Annotated in this window: 13 protein-coding genes; 2 read left to right on the top strand and 11 right to left on the bottom strand. The window is 56.3% G+C overall.

From position 1 onward, the window contains the following. Positions 1–451: 451 nt before the first annotated feature. Positions 452–2,569: a hypothetical protein gene (locus tag NTX17_06260; protein MCX5800973.1), complete on the top strand. Its 2,118-nt coding sequence runs from the start codon at positions 452–454 to the stop codon at positions 2,567–2,569. 132 nt (positions 2,570–2,701) lie between these two features. On the opposite strand, the gene NTX17_06255 is transcribed toward NTX17_06260, so the two are convergent. The 4 genes from NTX17_06255 to NTX17_06240 all read right to left on the bottom strand — a co-directional run bounded on the left by NTX17_06255 (position 2,702) and on the right by NTX17_06240 (position 5,982). Then, the gene (locus tag NTX17_06255) at positions 2,702–3,616 is read right to left on the bottom strand and encodes a methyltransferase domain-containing protein (GenBank protein MCX5800972.1); all 915 of its coding nucleotides are present in this window, start codon (positions 3,614–3,616) and stop codon (positions 2,702–2,704) included. Between the two features lie 408 nt (positions 3,617–4,024). Continuing rightward, positions 4,025–4,753 carry a GAF domain-containing protein gene (locus NTX17_06250; GenBank protein MCX5800971.1) on the bottom strand — a complete coding sequence of 243 codons (729 nt, stop codon included), beginning with the start codon at positions 4,751–4,753 and terminating at the stop codon, positions 4,025–4,027. A gap of 21 nt (positions 4,754–4,774) precedes the next feature. Beyond that, entirely contained in the window at positions 4,775–5,536 is a 762-nt protein-coding gene (locus NTX17_06245) for a FliA/WhiG family RNA polymerase sigma factor (protein ID MCX5800970.1), read from the bottom strand. A gap of 5 nt (positions 5,537–5,541) precedes the next feature. Then, positions 5,542–5,982, bottom strand: coding sequence for a response regulator (locus NTX17_06240; GenBank protein ID MCX5800969.1), 441 nt, complete (start codon positions 5,980–5,982; stop codon positions 5,542–5,544). 313 nt (positions 5,983–6,295) lie between these two features. On the opposite strand from NTX17_06240, the gene NTX17_06235 reads away from it, so the two are divergent. Further along, positions 6,296–7,147: a response regulator gene (locus tag NTX17_06235; GenBank protein ID MCX5800968.1), complete on the top strand. Its 852-nt coding sequence runs from the start codon at positions 6,296–6,298 to the stop codon at positions 7,145–7,147. A gap of 9 nt (positions 7,148–7,156) precedes the next feature. Here the strand turns inward: NTX17_06235 and NTX17_06230 are convergent, their stop codons facing one another. The 7 genes from NTX17_06230 to NTX17_06200 form a co-directional block, all read right to left on the bottom strand. Further along, positions 7,157–8,698 (bottom strand): sigma-54 dependent transcriptional regulator, encoded by a 1,542-nt coding sequence (locus NTX17_06230; GenBank protein ID MCX5800967.1) that lies wholly within the window; start codon positions 8,696–8,698, stop codon positions 7,157–7,159. Continuing rightward, positions 8,682–9,473, bottom strand: a complete 792-nt coding sequence (locus NTX17_06225) for an ATP-binding protein (GenBank protein MCX5800966.1) — start codon at positions 9,471–9,473, stop codon at positions 8,682–8,684. Before NTX17_06225 ends, NTX17_06230 begins: the two co-directional genes overlap by 17 nt. Before the next feature lie 90 nt (positions 9,474–9,563). After that, positions 9,564–12,821 (bottom strand): hypothetical protein, encoded by a 3,258-nt coding sequence (locus NTX17_06220; protein MCX5800965.1) that lies wholly within the window; start codon positions 12,819–12,821, stop codon positions 9,564–9,566. A 302-nt stretch (positions 12,822–13,123) separates the two neighbouring features. After that, positions 13,124–13,318, bottom strand: coding sequence for a hypothetical protein (locus NTX17_06215; protein ID MCX5800964.1), 195 nt, complete (start codon positions 13,316–13,318; stop codon positions 13,124–13,126). Between the two features lie 111 nt (positions 13,319–13,429). After that, entirely contained in the window at positions 13,430–14,293 is an 864-nt protein-coding gene (locus tag NTX17_06210; GenBank protein MCX5800963.1) for an undecaprenyl-diphosphate phosphatase, read from the bottom strand. Between the two features lie 12 nt (positions 14,294–14,305). Further along, positions 14,306–15,184 (bottom strand): geranylgeranylglycerol-phosphate geranylgeranyltransferase, encoded by an 879-nt coding sequence (locus NTX17_06205; GenBank protein MCX5800962.1) that lies wholly within the window; start codon positions 15,182–15,184, stop codon positions 14,306–14,308. Between the two features lie 22 nt (positions 15,185–15,206). Continuing rightward, positions 15,207–16,298, bottom strand: coding sequence for a tetratricopeptide repeat protein (locus tag NTX17_06200; GenBank protein ID MCX5800961.1), 1,092 nt, complete (start codon positions 16,296–16,298; stop codon positions 15,207–15,209). Between the last annotated feature and the right edge of the window lie 5 nt (positions 16,299–16,303).

Below are 16,303 nucleotides of genomic sequence, written 5' to 3'. Positions count from 1 at the left end.
CTCACGAAGTTCTGTCCCTGCCCATGTATCCGGAGCTCGACGATTCGCACATTCAGTACGTCGCGGCATCGATAAAGGAATTTCTGTAGCAAGAGACTCTGCATAGCGTTAGAGGCTAGAGTCACTCGCACTGGCAGACCTCCGAATCACAACCACGCCTGTGTCCCGCATAATTCGCTTCACCTTCGGCCTCGGATGTGATATAATCCTTCTATCGGATCGCCCTCCAGAGAGTCCGTGCCATGGAAGTGGACTTTGATCCCATCGGACTCTCACGCTCACTGACTTTTCAATAAACTGCACAAATCGCTCGGCTGCCCGTGCCCTGCGGACAGATTCGAGACGTGGGTTTTACACCTGAGTGAGCCACCACCGGGTAGGTCGCTCGCATAACCAAACAACCTACGCTGCCACGATCAGTACGAGTCTTTTCTCGGGGTTGCGAGACGGCATGAAAAGAGTAAGAGTGAGAGTCAGCGTGCGTGTTGTGTTGGCGTTTGCCTTCGTTTGGCTCGCCGTGCAGGGTGTTCCCTACCCGCCGGGCGCTGTCATGGCGGAGGAGCCCGCCTTCGGGCAGAGCGCGGTTCAGTTGGAAAGTGCCGACTCTCTTCTCGGTCCGGATCGGAGCGAGAAGTCTTACGTTCTCGCCGACATAACCGTGTGGGGTGCGAGCACCTCGCTACCGTTCGCCACGAGGCTCGACAGACGCCTTGCGGAACGAACCCCGGGAACGTTCTCCGACCCCGTGCGTGCTACAATCTCGGCGCTGCCGGGTGTCACATCCAGAGACGAGCTTTTCGTTAGACCCAGTGTGAACGGTGGCTTGCCCGATTGGGTGTCAATCTACTACGGCGGATTCTCGGACTGCTACCCTTACACCCTCTACGGAACGTCTTCGATTGCGAACGGGCAGTTTGACCAGTTGCGCCTGCTCAAGGGCGCCTTCCCCGTAGAATACGGAGACGCGCTCTCGGGAGTCGTGCTCATCGAGCCAAAACGTACGGTCGCGCGGAGCGTCTCGGGCAACTTCTCTCTCGATCTCGTGAAGAGTAGTCTCAACATCAGTGGACCGTTGCAAGAGTATAGCTACGCGCTCTCCTGCGAATCCTCGTTCTACGACAAAGTCCTCGGCTCTCTCAGCGACGAGAACTATCCGGGCTCCTACTCTCTGATGTCTTCCGTGTCGAGAGTGTTTGGCCCCAGGCAGATCTCTCTCAGAACCTTCTATGCGCTCGGTGGAGTGGACACGAGGCTCGAGGCCTCCGCCGACAGGTACACCAGCGCGACGGCGAGGAGCCGAACTGTCAAGAAGCGTCACGAGCTCACCATTCAGGAAACGGGAAACAGGACGACCCGCACCACCTCCCTCGGCTATTTCTTTGACACCGAGGCATACGACGCAACCGACGGGCTCATGGGGAGGGACGCGGGAACCTTGAGCGACTTCTCTGCCGACATCTCCCTCAGGGCAGAGTCTTTCGGCATCACGCACAAGAGTACTTTTCAGATAACGAACTGGCACGTGGTGGACGTCGGGGCTTCGGTGCGAAAAGAAGAAGTGAGCCAGTTCACAAGTACCGAGGGATGGGACTTCATGCCCGTGTTCAACACGGGTCGCGATGACATCGCAGACACTTCCCTCGCCCACAGCGACGAGTCTCTCAGCTACTGGAAATACGCTCTCTTCGCTCAGAACCGCCAGGACCTCGCCGGTTGCCTGGTAACCTTCGGTGCCCGTTGCGACGCTCTCAATTCCAGTGTCGCGCCGGCGCTCCGCGCTTCGGTCGAGAGACGTTTTGGAAATCTCACTTTCCGAGTCGCCGGCGGTCAATACCTCAGGTTCCCGATCAGCGGCACCTTCAGGGAAGGAAAGCTGGCCGGTCTCGTGCGCTCCTACACGGAGCCGGAGAGAGCCGTCCACCTGGTAGTGGGTTGCGACGCAGAGATTGGTCCGGCGACCGTCACAATTGACTTGAACAGGCAGGATTACTCTGACTTAGTGATAAGGGACGCATACGGTACCGAGTCAAGAGGAGGCACGGGTTCCCTCCGGTCCGTTGACGTTACGCTGTCCAGCCCCATGGACAACCAGGACTACTGGGCGTACGTCACGGCCTCTCTGGGCAGGGCGGACATAATGGGCATACCCACTGACTGGGACCAGACCCTGGTGGGAAAGGCGGTCTGTTTTGCGAGGTTGCCGGCATCCCTCGAAGTCACGACACGGGTTTTCTGCGGGAGCGGCCTCGCCTACACGCCGGTCCTGGCCAGGGTAGCTCAGGTTGACGCTACTTCAACGCCCGTCGTGGACGAGACCGGCCAGGTGGTTTACACGGCGGTGTGGGGCGAGGACAATTCGGCAAGACTGCCGGTACAGTTCAGGCTTGACTTGAGGGTTGCACGGAATTGGGCGCCGTTCGGAAAGAACACCAGACTGTTCGTCGAGGGACTCAACCTGACAAATCACAAGAACATCTCGGGCGTTGACTATCTGGATTATTACTCCCGCACCGTCTACCGCACAAACGTGCCACGGGCAGCCAACATCGGCTGCGAGTTCTGCTTCTGAGCGGAAAGGATTCTGGAAACGGAGCCGCACACTTGCGGAAATCTTCCTCAGGTAGGGGGCAATTACCCCAAGCTCGAGGTCTCAACTCGACTAGTTTTCGGGGGCAAGGTTATGCACGATGGCATGAAAATCTCACTGTCGGGTGGCACTAAGCATATAGTGATAGTTGTGGTACCTGCGTATGAATTCAAAGTTGCTGAATAGCTTGTAAAATCGGAAACCCCACTCACCAATGCAGGGGTACGCTGTGTTTGGGTAGATTCTTATGTTTTGGAATCCCAAACACTGAAGCATGGCTTTCACCCGCCATACACTTGTGGGAAATTCGTAGTCGGCTGGTCTATGAGTAGATCGTTTGAACCAATGGTATGTTGATCTCAAGGACCTATATACTGGCTTTGGAAGCCATATGGACTTTGCCATTTGGAACATTCCCCATGCATTTGGATCCTCCAGAAACAAAATCCCTCCTGGCTTAAGCAAATTTCGAAAAGACTCTAATAGCGTGAAAACTCTTTCGCTTTCATGGTGTATGAGATCAATGGAGATAACATAATCAAAGTTGTTCTTCTTAAAGGGCAACTTGTTCACGTCTCCACCAACACATGATTTTGCCCCGCAATCTCTCTGGAGCGTATCCAGTATATCGTAGACTATATCAAAATTGACAAACGTGTAACCTTGTTGTTCAAACTTGACAAAACTGGAATCATAACCACACCCAATGGTGATAAACAACTTGGGAGGAGCCTGTATATTGGCGCTTACCATGCTCCAAAACTCTTGCTTAGAATTATTCCATTGAAGTGAACTGAATTGCTCCTTTGGATTCAATCTTTGTGACTTCATCATCCTCGAAAGGTTCTCTTCTTCCTGCAAATGGTCAATACTCATGCTGGGTGGGTACAAAAGCGGGATACCTTGCCTAACTTTGTACTCTGCACCGCAACGAGTGCATTTTAGCCATTCAACGGAATTGGCCAAGTCTCCGTCACATACGGGGCATGCTATCCATCGAATCAACTCTGGATTTGTGAGATTGCTCATTTGACTACTCCCAAGAAGTTACATGAAGCAGCCTAACATGTAGTATACTAAACTAGATAGTTCAATACACAGACAGAATTCTGCAAGATATCACGGCTCCAGCTTTCTACTGGTCGGCCGTAACCGGTTCCTACACTTTGAGCTCCAGCGATGCCCGCTTGCAGTATAGGTGGATACGCTGCGACCCTTCGTCCAGGCAACCAGATACACATAGCCAGTTCCTGTGGAATAGCAGCCTGGAGTCGTCGCTACAGGTTCCGTGTGACTATTCCCGTCTACTTTCGCATGGGCCCTAAGTCCCGGTAGCCATACCCGGTCTCCAGGCTCCCCGCATCAAACCGTGCATGCGGTCTGGCCTCGCGTGGCTTTCCTGTGAGAACTCAGACTTTATGGATCTGGCTGTGCGCCTCACGCAACGGCGATTGGCTCTCTTGTTCTCTCTGCTATCAGGGAAAGGACGGATCCGGAGATTAGTGTGCAGAAAAGCTGAAGAATTCTCTTGTGGTCGCTTACGAAGGCTCCGGGCTGCGAATGCCCCATCGTTATCACGCCGAGGGAACGCGTGCCCGCAATGATAGGGACTGCCAGGAAGGAACCCAGGGGCGGCAGACCGTCCTTCCCGGGTCTGGTCAGCTCCCGCACCAGGACCGGCTTCTTCTCTCTCGCGGCCCAGGCCGAGAGGCCCTGCCCCAGATCGAACTGCACGCGCTCGATCAGGTCTTGCGGAAAACCGAGCGCCGCCTCCAGTTCTAGTTTCGCGTTGCCTTCGTTGAGGATGAAGAGGGCGCCGTTCTGGAAAGGAATGAGGTCCCGCAGAAGAGTAAGGCACTTCTCCAAGACTCTCTCTTCTCCCGTGGGGGAAGAGACAATCTTCGAAATTGCCGCAAGGCTCGCTATCTCTTTGTCGCGCTTGTCGTGCTCGCGCGTAGAGTTGTCCGCAATGAGTCGGGCCACCCTGTTGCACAGGTGAGCCGAGAAGACCAGGGAGAAGCCTTCGGGCTTCCTGGCCACGCCCTTCGCCAGCGAACGGTGAAGCACCCTCGCCGTCTTCAAGGACACGAGGCCCTTGTCGTGGAGCGCGTCCACGAGGAGCGTGCTCGCCCTCATGAACTTGGCCCTGCTCTCACTCTTTCTCATGCCGGTCCCCTACCCCGGTCCTTACACCAGGACCTTTGTAACTCTTGGCCTGAGCCTCGAGATGGCCTTCGTGTGTACCTGAGAGACCCTCGACTCGGAGATGCCCAGGACCTGCCCTATCTGCTTGAGCGTGAGTTCCTCGTAGTAGTACAGGGCGATGACCAGTTTCTCCTGCTCCGGAAGCTTATTGACGCACTGTAGCATCATGTGGCTCGATTCTTCTTTCTCCACTACTTGAAGCATGTCCACCGCCTGCGGATCCTGGATGACTTCGCAGAGTTCGACTCGACCCGCCTCCCCGTCCAGGTGCACCGGCTGATCGATGGAAAGAACAATCCTACCCCTCATCGTCTCCCCCGCCCTGGTTATGTCCTTTGAGCTAAGGCTCATGCTCTCTCCCACCTCTGCGTCACTCACAGTCCTTCCGAGCTTCTGTTCAAGGACCTGCACTTGCTTCTGCATGTCCCTCGCTTTCCGCCTTGCACTCCTGGAGGCCCAATCCAGAGACCGGAGCTCATCAAGGATGGCCCCTTTTATGCGCCACATGGCGTAGGTCTCAAATTTCGTCTTCTTTCCCGTGTCATACTTCTTGAGAGCGTCCATCAAACCTATGACGGCTGCATTTGTGAGGTCCTCTTCATCGATCGTCTTCGGGAGTTTGAACTTGATCCTGTCAACGGCACACTTTACAAGAGGTAGATACTGTTCCACGAGCTTCGCTTGGCGGTCGTACCAACCGGGGCCGGTACGTTTGGGGAAGCTTGTGCATTTGTGTGCGCGCACGGACGTCACGCTCCTTTAACCCGGCCGGGCGCCGAGGACAAATTCCTCCGGCGTCCGGCCTGCTTTCGTCTGGGCCCCTTCAGGGCCTTCTTCAAGCATTCCTTGATGTCTTCAACGTTGAATGGCTTCGAGAAACAGCCGATTGCGCCTGCCCTCTTTGCGCTGGCCAAGACGTCCGGCGAGCTGTAGGCCGTGATCAGTATTGAGGGCACCGCCCTCCTGGTCCTTTTCATCCTGGACATGAGTTCGATGCCGTTCATTCCAGGAAGCCTGAGGTCGGTGATGAGCACGTCGCAGTGCTCGAGGTCGAGCTCCAGGGCCTCTTCCGAGCTCCCGGCGGTCAGGGTCTCGTATCCGTCTTCAGTGAGGCTTTCCGCAAGCGCCCAGGCAGTTGCACTCTGGTCCTCTACGATAACTACTTTCTTCGCCGGGCGTTTCTGCGGCATGGTTGTCCTTTCAATTGCTTGGAATCAAAAAGTCTCGTCTCGAAATCAGAGCAACTTGCGTGCCACCCACTGCGAATCTATAGCTTTTGCAATGAGTTACGGCTGTTTCGGGGCCCGACGGGGGCGCACGGGGCGCGGCAGAATCGCGTACACGGCTGAAACTGGCCTCTTTGTGGCTTCACGGTGGGCAAAATTTGTATGCCTGGCGGTCTCGCTGGCGCAACTTTTGTCACTACTCAAGGTTCGCCGCGAAATGTTCGATATATAGGGGTAGAAGCCTGGGGCAACAGCCCAAAGAAAGGATGGGGCAATCGTGAGAACTTCCATACTCGTCGCCGAGAGCGATCCTGAGTTTTCCGCAGTTGTGATAGAGACCTTTTCTTCGGGCGAATATTCCGTCAGGGCGGTCTCAACTCTTGACGACGCAATTGCGGAGATCGAGAGAGAGACCCCTGACGTCGTGGTGCTTTCGGAGGAGCTCTCCGAAGGCAAAGGCCAGGAGATCTGTCAGAGACTGCGCGAGAAAAAGGGCCAGGCAGAGGTGCCGGCGCTGATACTCCTCACTTGTGAGTCGAAGTCGCACCAGATTCTGGCCTTCAATTCCTGGGCGGACGCGTGTCTGCACCGACCCGTGGATCCTGTCATTCTCGAATCAACCGTGGAGAGCGTCGTTCAAAGAAGAAGAAAACAGGCTCCGGCGAACCCGCTCACGAAGCTTCCCGGTCCGACCGCGCTGTCCAAGGAGATGGGGCGAAGAATGGCCGCAGGGGAGGAATTTTCTGCGAGAACCTTCAGGCTCGATACCCTCCAGGCAAGCGCGTACAGAAGAAAATACGGCGAGCTCAAGTTCCTCACAATGGTGAAGCTTGCTGCACACACGATCGCCAGTTGCGCGCTCGTCCACGGCGGTAAGGAGGCCTTTGTCGCCCACAGAGGCACGTCCGAAAACCCTGAGTTCGTCGTGCTGATCGAGGCCAACAAGGCGGAAGGGTTCGCGAAAGCCACGTGCGAAGACTTCGCCGGCGGTTCAGAGCTTCTCTACGACAAGAGGGATCGCATGGAAGGCCAATTGGTAGAAATAGACGAGACGGGCAAGAGGACTTCGATTCCCTTCGTTTCCATGGCTGCAGAAGCAATGAGCGAGGAGAAGGTGGCGCATCGCTAGCAGGCGGAGTTACTCTCGCGGAGAGGCGTTCTCCTCGTCGATTACAGCGGTCTCGCCGACCACGTCCTCCCCGGCATCCTCCTCAACGTCGTCCCCGGCGTCTTTCGCGTATTCTTTCAGTTTGGTCCGCAGAGTCTGTCTGGATATGCCCAGAATCTGAGCCGCCCGGGTCTTGTTGTTGTTGGCAAGCTTGAGCGCGCGGAGTATGCATCGCTTTTCCGCGTCGACGAGAGTGCAGGTCTCCCCTTCCCGCTCGCGCGGCCGGCCCGGCTCGGGCACTTTCCCGTACTCTTCATACTGCGGCCGGAAGTCGCCTTCCTGCCTCGAGGCCAAAACGCCACGCCTGACTGGCTCGAGAACAAGATGATCCGGAAGAATGACGTCGTCTGTCTCGAGAAGCATCGCCCTCTCTATCACGTTTCTCAGCTCTCTGACGTTGCCGGGCCAATCGTATACCACCAGTCTTTGCATGGCCTCCGGCGAACAGGCACGGACGTTCTTACTGAGTTCCTTGTTGAAATGCTCCATGAAATGCAGAACGAGAGGCTCGATGTCCTCCATCCTTTCTCTGAGCGGGGGCACTTCGAGAGGAACAACAGAGAGCCTGTAGAAGAGGTCGAGCCTGAATCGGCCGGCCTCTGCCTCGTCGTGCAGCTTCTTGTTCGAGGCGGCTATTATCCGCGTGTTGACGCTTATGTCCTGGGTGCCGCCGACGCGTCTGAAGCACTTTGACTCTATCGCCCTCAAAAGCTTCGCTTGAAGCCTCAGGTGCATGTCTGCAATCTCATCAAGGAACAGCGTGCCGTTGTCGGCCACCTCAAAGAGCCCCTTCTTCAGCATCCTCGCGTCCGTAAAAGCGCCCTTCTCGTAGCCGAACAGCTCGCTCTCGAGAAGGTTCTCGGGAAGCGCGCTGCAATTGAGCGCCACAAATGGGCCTTCCCTGAAACCGCTCTTGTCGTGAATGAGACGCGCCAGAAGCTCCTTCCCCACCCCGGTCTCGCCCATGACGAGTACCGTTGAGCTGGGGCTATCGGCAACCTTCTCGGCTTTTTTCATGAGCTGCGCCATGATCTGGCTCGATCCTATGATTTCCTCGGTGTCGTAGAATCTCTTCAACTCCTGTCGGTAAAGTCTGTCCCGGCGCCTGGAGAGGGAACGTTCTATCGCATTTCCCACGGTGGCAAAGAAGACGTCCGGTTCCTTGTGAGCAGTCTTTGTTATGAAATTGAACGCGCCGGCCTTGATGCACTCCACGGCATCGGGAATGTCGCCGTACGCGGTGATCATGATGACCGTCACTTCAGGAAATTCCCTCTTTATTCTCTTCAGGACGTCAATCCCGTCCTCGGCCCCCAGCTTCAAGTCCAGAAGCACGGCGTCAACCGGCTGTTCCGAGAGCTTGGAGACGCACTCCTTGGAGGTGGTGGCGGAGAGCGCCTTGTAGCCGACGTCCTTGAGCGCCTCGCAGAGACTCCAGCTAAAGCTCTTGTCATCGTCGACTACGAGAACGTTTCCTTTTTTCAATTCCTGAAGCTTACCTACGTTCGCCATACCTCTTCTCCACCGGTATATCTACCGCAACTTTGGTTCCCCGGCCTTCGACGCTTGAAATCGCGATGCCGCCGCCATGTTCTCTCATGATCGCCTGTGAGATCGAGAGGCCGAGCCCCGTACCTGCTGACTTGGTTGTGAAAAACGGGGTAAACAGCTTGGAAAGATTCTGCTTGGGTATCCCCTGGCCCGTATCGGAGACGATGAGCCTGAGAAATTGAACCGACCGAGCAGGGGTGCCCGGTCTTGCGTCCGTCTTGCGCCGCCCTCCACTCACCGCCATTTTCTTCGCGACAGTCTTGAGCTCCAGCGTGAGCCTTCCGCCCGCCGGCATCGCGTGGACGGCGTTCAAGACCAGATTCAGGAGAACTTGAGACATCTGCCCCGGGTCCACGTAAACCATCGGTGGCTCGTCGTCGCAGCGAATCTCAACCCGCACGTCCTGCTTCTCGATCTGTTCTCCCAGAAGCTGAAGCGTCCTCTCCACGGAATGCCGCAGGTCATGTCTTACAAGCTGGGGCTGCGTGGGCCTGGCAAAGAGAAGCAGGTTCTCGATTATCTTCTCAAGCCTCCCGACCTCGTCCAGTATCACGTCCGCAAACTTGACGCGCTCGTCGTCCTTGGCGAAGCGCGAGCGTAACACCTGGGCGCTCGTACCGATTCCCGCGAGTGGGTTTCTTATTTCGTGAGCCACTCCCGCGGCCAATTCCCCCAGAGAAACGAGCCTGTCTATCTGTGATGACGGGAGTTTGCGAGACGAAAGAGTCTTCTTCATTAAGGCACAAGCTAGCACCGGCCCCCATGGCTGTCAACAGAAAAGCCCCACATAGGGGGGGCCGTCGATTCAACCGGGCCGCAGCCTGTTTCACTGCAAGACCACGAGCTTCTTCGCACTCTTGTACCCCGGCGCTTCAAGCCGGTAGAAGAACACACCGCTCGAGACATTCTTACCTTGATCGTTCGTACCGTCCCAAATGACTTCGTATGGCTCGCGTCTGGCTTTCTTGTTCTCGTCGACGAGCACCTTGATCGCGCGGCCGGTCACATCGAAGAGTCTGAGCGAGATTCTGCCGGACTTGCCGACGGTGTATCTAATCTTGGCCGTAGGGTTCGTCGGGTTGGGAAACGCCTGCCCCAGCCAAGTCACGGCGACGGGTGGCGCCGCGCTACCGTTCTCAACGCTTACAGGGTAGCTCATCCAGTTCAACACCCACATCATCCATTCGGTCAGGATGTCGTCGGAACCACAGGCAAGCGGCCCCAGAGAAGCATCCGTTCTCAGGACACAGAAATCGTAGCCCTCTGTAAGTGTCGCGTAGTAAGCACCACCGGTTGTGGTCACAAGATTGCTGACCGCCGCGTATTTGGCCGGCGACCTCGAATCGTACTGCCTCTCGGCCTTAGCACCGGCTGCAGAACCGGACACTCCGATCACGTTGAACGCCCTCAAACACCCGTTCATGCGGGCCACAAACAACGTCGTGTCATGCACTGCACCGCCCGCTACGCCTCTCACAGGCAAGCAGTAGGTGTAGTCACCCGTGTTCGACGCATAGTTGTTGGCTACGTTCGTGACACCCAGCACGTTGTTGATGAATGGCTTGCCCCAAGTGGCATTGCTGTTCAGCCATCTCGCAACAGCGTCACCACTCATCCAGAAGAACCTGGGCGTGTACTCAGATGAGTACATGACCAGCCAGCTCTTGATCATGTCAGAGTCCTGCTGATACATACTGTAGTTGAGCTGCGTACCGGCGTTCAACATGCAGTACGTGTAGGCCAACATCTGCTGAGCCGTAGCTCCAGGACCCCAGTTGTACTTGTCAGTCCCGGGTCCACCTACCTGTCCAGGGTTCGCTGCCCAACGACCGATACCGTTCCTCTGGTCACTAGTCGGTCCCAGCTTATTGAAAACGTCAAAGTCCACCTTCAAGGTGCGCAGATGACGTATGATCCTGTCGGAGTTCCTCTCGCCCCAGTTACCTCTCTGACCAAAATGATCTGCAACTATCAACTGCGGCCACGTGATCCAGCCGTACTCATCCCTCATCATCGGCAGAATCTCGAACTCCTCGGCAACTCCACCGGTCGTGTCAGGAAGCAAGAACCAGTCGCTCGATCCCGTGTAACGAGCCTTCAGGAAGAACTCAATCCTAGTACCAGGTACAAACAAATTGTTCGGAAGTATCTCCGTACCTTCCGCCAACCCATTAGCTACCCTGATAGCATCAGCCTCGTGGAACGCCGTCATCCAGGTCTGTGCAACCGTAAGCGTCGTCGCACCACCAGAAGCAGTCGCCCTGCCAGTGTCCATCCTGGCAGATTCCCATACACCGGTAGTCGCTGTCGGGAACCACGTAGTGAAGAACGCGTTCGTAACAGGCTGCCGTGGACCTACTTCCGCCATACGGAAGGTAAGCCATACCTCCATGTCATCCGCACCACCACGACAAACCATCGTGTCCCCAAAGATCGGAGGAGCGAGGTTGCTCAAATAGCCCGCTATTCTCGTGTCGGCAGTGCTCGTCGGGTTAAGCGATCCGTCCTCAGCAAACTGATCCTGGAAATAGTCCAGCTCTCCCATGCTGATGTACGGAGCAACGTCAGAACCGTACACACCAAACGACACGTTGTCAAAATACGGCGTTACGTTGCACGTGTACGAACAGTCGCTCCAACCCCACGGATCCCTATCGCAATAGTTGATAACACCGTAGGCAATCTGTGCCTTCTCGGCTGTGGGCGGGATGGTACTGGAAACATCCCAGGTCAACGGACGACACGTCGCCGTCTCACCCGTGTAGTACACGTTACCGTCGCTCAACCACCCACTCCAACCACCAGACTCGCACGCAGGAGCGTACCTAACATTGTAGAAGAAGAAAATGTACATCACTATAGGCGAGTAACCAAACCTCTCGCACACCATACGCCTGCCAGGCAATCCGGGACGATCAGAAAAATCGACCACCGGCGAATACGCAAAGTTGTCCTGCCACTGCGGATGCGGATAGGCAGGGTGGTTCTCATCGCAAAACACCAGCACACTGTCCGCAATCCCACACCACTCAGAACCAACCGGGGCGAGACAGACGTCCCCATTCAGGCCAACAGGTAGGTCGCCAAGATACGCAACGTGAGCATAGTCACCGCAACCACCATAGTAATGCGACCAGCCCGACGGTAGCCCTCCGTCTGCCACTCCCTCGAAGTTCTCACTGTCAGGCGTGCTGTTGATGGTAAGCACGTAGTTGTCGAACTCGACACCACCGCACACGGTCGGGTTGTAACCGTCCTCATCGGAGTAACTACCATCAGAATCGAAATTGAACGCGATGCGGAAATCGACCGGAGGAGTCAACGACGCCAGGTAATTATCAACGTCCATGCTCTCGCTGCCGCTTACCACATCGTCGTACGTGGCCATCGTGTCGTAGTCCACCCACTCACTGCCGCCAGTGTCGTAAATCTGCAATATGACATGGGTGTAGTCGTACCCGGATTCGCTTTCGTTGTTGTAGTCGTAAGAGAAAGTGATCTGATCGCCAGAAGCGTAGGTGTAACTCTTCGTGACTACCGTCTGATACATGTTGTTGTCGTAGCCAGTGCCACTATTGTCACTGAAGCAGAGATCGATGCCCTGCTGGTTCGTCATACCACAGAAGAGAGACTTGTTGCCAGAAAGCACGCACGACCCGATGTTGAAATACGGGTCAGCGCTCGTGCTGCTCGCCACGTGCATGTAGTCCTCTGCCTCTGTAGTGTTGTCGACACCCTTCCAGCCGTCCATGAAGAGACCGCTGTGCGGAACCCCGTTGAAACCGTCGGCGCTCCACGTCCACATCTTCCGGTTCGCCCAACCGGGAGCCGACGGCTCAGCAGCATAAGGTACCCCACCCGGACCGATCACCGTCCCGCCATAGTAGAACGTGTCGGTGCCCTGCATGGCAGCGTTCACGCCGAAGACATCGACGACGGCTCCCGCCGCCTCCATCTTGTTGGACGCATCGTCAAGCATCACGACTCTGTTCTCAAGTTCCCTGGCTTTTGCTACGCCCGGCAACATGGAACACAATATTAGCACCAGAACAATGAACACCCCCTGCTTGGCGACTGTTCGCATCGCTACACTCCTTGTAGGGCCGAGCGCCCTTCACGTCGCAGCATTCATGCGGCCCGTAACACGACAAAAAAAGCCTCGCGGGCAGCGCCGTGAGGCTTCACACTAGTTGTTGTTCAAGCTCAGTTGTCTAACCGGAAACCAATAGCCACGGTCCGCTCTCGGAGCAGGATGTTGGAAATCTGAAGAACGGATCCAGTGATTATCCGGACCTGCTACATTGTTATGATATCAAATAATTACACTCAAGTCAAGACTTTATTGAGGGCGTAGGGCAAGAGCGGCCGGGGCAGATTCACGGGATTCTAGGGTTCGATCTCCTCGCCATCGTCCGAGAGATCGTTCACGAGGCGTTCGACGATGCTAAGACGCACTTCTTTTCTGTTGTAGTAGCCGTCGGCGATTCTTCTTCGAATCGCTCTGAGACGTTTTTCGTCAAGCATCATTCCGTCACCGCCGTCTCGGAGGCGCTTGACTCTGGATGTGTGGCTCGGAATCATTGAGATCAGCCTCCTAACTCTGCTATCGGCGGAATGTTACAAAAACATTAGTTCCAAGTGAGCGAACGTCGCAAGAATCACGAGGCGAGGATTCGCGCAGAAATCTGCGCACTAGCGGGCCAGAAAGAGAAGGCCGAGCACGCCGACCGCCAGGCAGTAATAGCCGAAGTAATCGAGTTTTCCACGTCTTACGACGCCGAACAAGACTCTCGCCGCAAGGAGCGCCGAAAGGAAGGCAACCACCGATGCGATTGCGAGATTTTGCGCACCCACGCTTGGAACGCCGCTGGAACCCTTCGCCAGCTTGAGCAGTGCGCCTCCAGCGATGGCAGGAATAGAGAGAAGAAAAGAGAACTTGACCGCCTGTTCCTTTGTAACGCCAAGAAAAAGACCGGTACCGACAGTCATGCCTGAGCGCGAGATCCCCGGCAGAATCGCGATTGCCTGAGCAACCCCCACGATGAGGGCGCGGAGCTTGCTCACGTCACGGCCTCTATCTTGCGCCCATCTTGTCAGGATCAGGAAAACTCCTGTCAAGGGAAGCATGGCAACCGTCAAAGTGGCCCCGTGAAACGCGGCTTCAATCTTGTCTGAAGCCACCGCACCCACCAGAACAGCCGGTAAGGTCCCGATAACGACGGCCAGGATGAGCAAACGCCCCCTTCGTCTTTCATTCTGTGAGCCCTCGACCTGAGAGCCCACAGAACCCCCTGGAAGGAAGCCCCCGGTCTTTGAATCCACAACCTGCGACGTTCCAGCGGGCAGAATCGACCGCAGCATGAGCCATATCTCACGTCTCAAAACAAGACAGAGTGCCGCGGCCGTTGCGACGTGAACGGTAATCTCAAATGACGCGTCCGTGAGCCGCACGCCGAGGAGCCTCTCAAACAACACAAGATGCCCCGAGCTGCTTACGGGCAATAGCTCGGTAAACCCCTGCACGATTCCGAGTATCAAAGCCGTCCACCAGTTCAAAACTACCTCCTACTAAAGGCTTCCAACGCCGATTGCAGTGAGGCCAGCCAGCATTGCAAATTTGAGGACCCGAACGACCGTCTCGATCCTGCGCTTTTCAATTGGATCGCGCGGTGACCGAAGACCCCACATTGAAAACGCCTCCCAAACCAGCAGAGCGTCAAGCGGTAGCACAATGGTGAAATAGTACCGATTGTAGAGTCGGGGCCAGTAGGGAACAAAGCTCACCACTACAAGAACGAGCATGATCACCGAAGCAAGTTTGAGCGCGAATCTCTCTCCTCTGGCACTCGCGACACTCCGGCCACCCGCGAGTGAGTCCCCCTTGACGTCCTGCACGTCCTTCAGTATCTCCCTCGGCAGATTGGAAAGAAATGCCAGAACAGCGGGGAACAAAACGGGCTTCAAGTGTCCAACCGATAACCCGCCGGCCACAAGCGTAGAGCCTGCGAGCAGACTCACGAGGATATTGCCGGGGAGACCCGAGCGCTTCATCCGAGCGCTATAGAGCCACACGAGCCCACACATCCCTGCCAGGGCAAGCTGAACAGCGGGCCGAAGTCCGAGAGCGAATAGAGCCCCCGCCAACGCACAGAGAATGGCCACGACAAGCACGGCTTTTCGTGACAGCATCCCGGACGGTATTGGGCGCGATGGCCTGTTTACCTCGTCGGCGCGCACGTCGTAGTAGTCGTTGAGCGCGTAGCCGAATGCGGCGAGAAAGGCCACGGAGGCTGCCGCAAGGGCAATTGCGCCGAGCGCACCGGAGGCCATCCGGCCGCCGGCCGCAAGGAGTCCGCCGACGAAGGTGGCCGTGAATACAGCGCACGAATTGAGAATTCGCATCGCCGCGAAGAGGCCGGCTATTCTTCTGACCGAGAAGCTGTTCATGAGCTACGGTTGGGGGTGGCGATCACTTGAGAAGCCTGTCGGCGGTCATGTAGGCCTCCCTTGCCTTCGCAGGAAGGCGCTTCTTGTCATAAGCCACGCCGAGATAGAAGTACGCCTTGCAGTCTTGCGGCATGAGCTTCGTGACCATCTCAAAGGCGGCGATGGCTTCGTCAATCGCGTCTATCTTGTTGTAGGCCAGACCGAGGAAGTAGTGAGCACGCGCGTCTCTCGGATCACCTACGATGCAACGCTTGAAGTTGTCGATCGCCAGGTCGTAGATTCCCTTGCGACTGTAAACTTGGCCGAGGTAGTAGGAGGCCCTGGGGTTCTTTGGGTTTAGCTGAAATGACCATTTGAACTCCTGCAGCGCTTCGTCCAGCCTTCCCCCGTCAAGATACGCAATACCCAGGTTGAAGTGCGCTTCGGCCGAATTGGGATCGATCTCGAGAGCGGCCTTGAACTCGGCTATCGCCTCTCTGTAAAGGCCCTGGTCTCCGTAGACGGCACCCAGATTGTAGTGCCCTTCTGCGCTTTCGGGGTCAAGCTCCAGGGCCCGCTTGAAGGCAGCTATGGCGTCATCGTGGTAACCCAGCTTATCAAGAACGAATCCCAGGTTTGTGTGCGCTCTTGCGTGTAGCGGATTGAGGTCAATCGCGCTCTCGTATTGTCTCAGGGCATCCTCGAACATCTCGGTGTTGGCATACGTGACGCCGAGCCTGAAATGAGCCTCCGCGTTGCGGGGATCGAGTTCGATTGCCGCCTTCTGTTCTGCTATCGCCTCCTCAGTCCTCCCCATCTGCGCCAGTACTTGACCGAGGCCATATCCGACGGCCACAGAAGAAGGAAACGATTCTTGCGCCTTCCGGAGCACCCGCAAGGCTTCCTCGAATTCCCCTCTGTTCCTGAGCAGACTCGCAGCAATCAGGTACGCGTCTTCGTCCGCCCTGCCGTTGCTCATCAACAGTCTTATGACGGAAAGGGCTTCTTCGCTCTCGCCGTTGGCTTCGAGCGTTCTTGCAAGCTCGACCGCTGCGAGGGCGTCGTAAGGATTATCGCGGCAGGCCTTGCGAAGCGCTTGTATGTCTTTCTTTCCAGGAATTCTAGTGGGCCACATCACAC

This window comes from Candidatus Eisenbacteria bacterium, assembly GCA_026388185.1.
Lineage (GTDB): Bacteria > Eisenbacteria > RBG-16-71-46 > JAFGJU01 > JAFGJU01 > JAPLKG01.
This window is presented reverse-complemented; position numbering and strand designations above follow the sequence as displayed.

Excerpts from the sequence above, each read along its gene's own strand:
- NTX17_06260 (MCX5800973.1), top strand. The coding sequence starts at position 452 with ATGAAAAGAGTAAGAGTGAGAGTCAGCGTGCGTGTTGTGTTGGCGTTT.
- NTX17_06255 (MCX5800972.1), bottom strand. The coding sequence starts at position 3,616 with ATGAGCAATCTCACAAATCCAGAGTTGATTCGATGGATAGCATGCCCC.
- NTX17_06250 (MCX5800971.1), bottom strand. The coding sequence starts at position 4,753 with ATGAGAAAGAGTGAGAGCAGGGCCAAGTTCATGAGGGCGAGCACGCTC.
- NTX17_06240 (MCX5800969.1), bottom strand. The coding sequence starts at position 5,982 with ATGCCGCAGAAACGCCCGGCGAAGAAAGTAGTTATCGTAGAGGACCAG.
- NTX17_06230 (MCX5800967.1), bottom strand. The coding sequence starts at position 8,698 with ATGGCGAACGTAGGTAAGCTTCAGGAATTGAAAAAAGGAAACGTTCTC.
- NTX17_06225 (MCX5800966.1), bottom strand. The coding sequence starts at position 9,473 with ATGAAGAAGACTCTTTCGTCTCGCAAACTCCCGTCATCACAGATAGAC.
- NTX17_06220 (MCX5800965.1), bottom strand. The coding sequence starts at position 12,821 with ATGCGAACAGTCGCCAAGCAGGGGGTGTTCATTGTTCTGGTGCTAATA.
- NTX17_06215 (MCX5800964.1), bottom strand. The coding sequence starts at position 13,318 with ATGATTCCGAGCCACACATCCAGAGTCAAGCGCCTCCGAGACGGCGGT.
- NTX17_06205 (MCX5800962.1), bottom strand. The coding sequence starts at position 15,184 with ATGAACAGCTTCTCGGTCAGAAGAATAGCCGGCCTCTTCGCGGCGATG.
- NTX17_06200 (MCX5800961.1), bottom strand. The coding sequence starts at position 16,298 with ATGTGGCCCACTAGAATTCCTGGAAAGAAAGACATACAAGCGCTTCGC.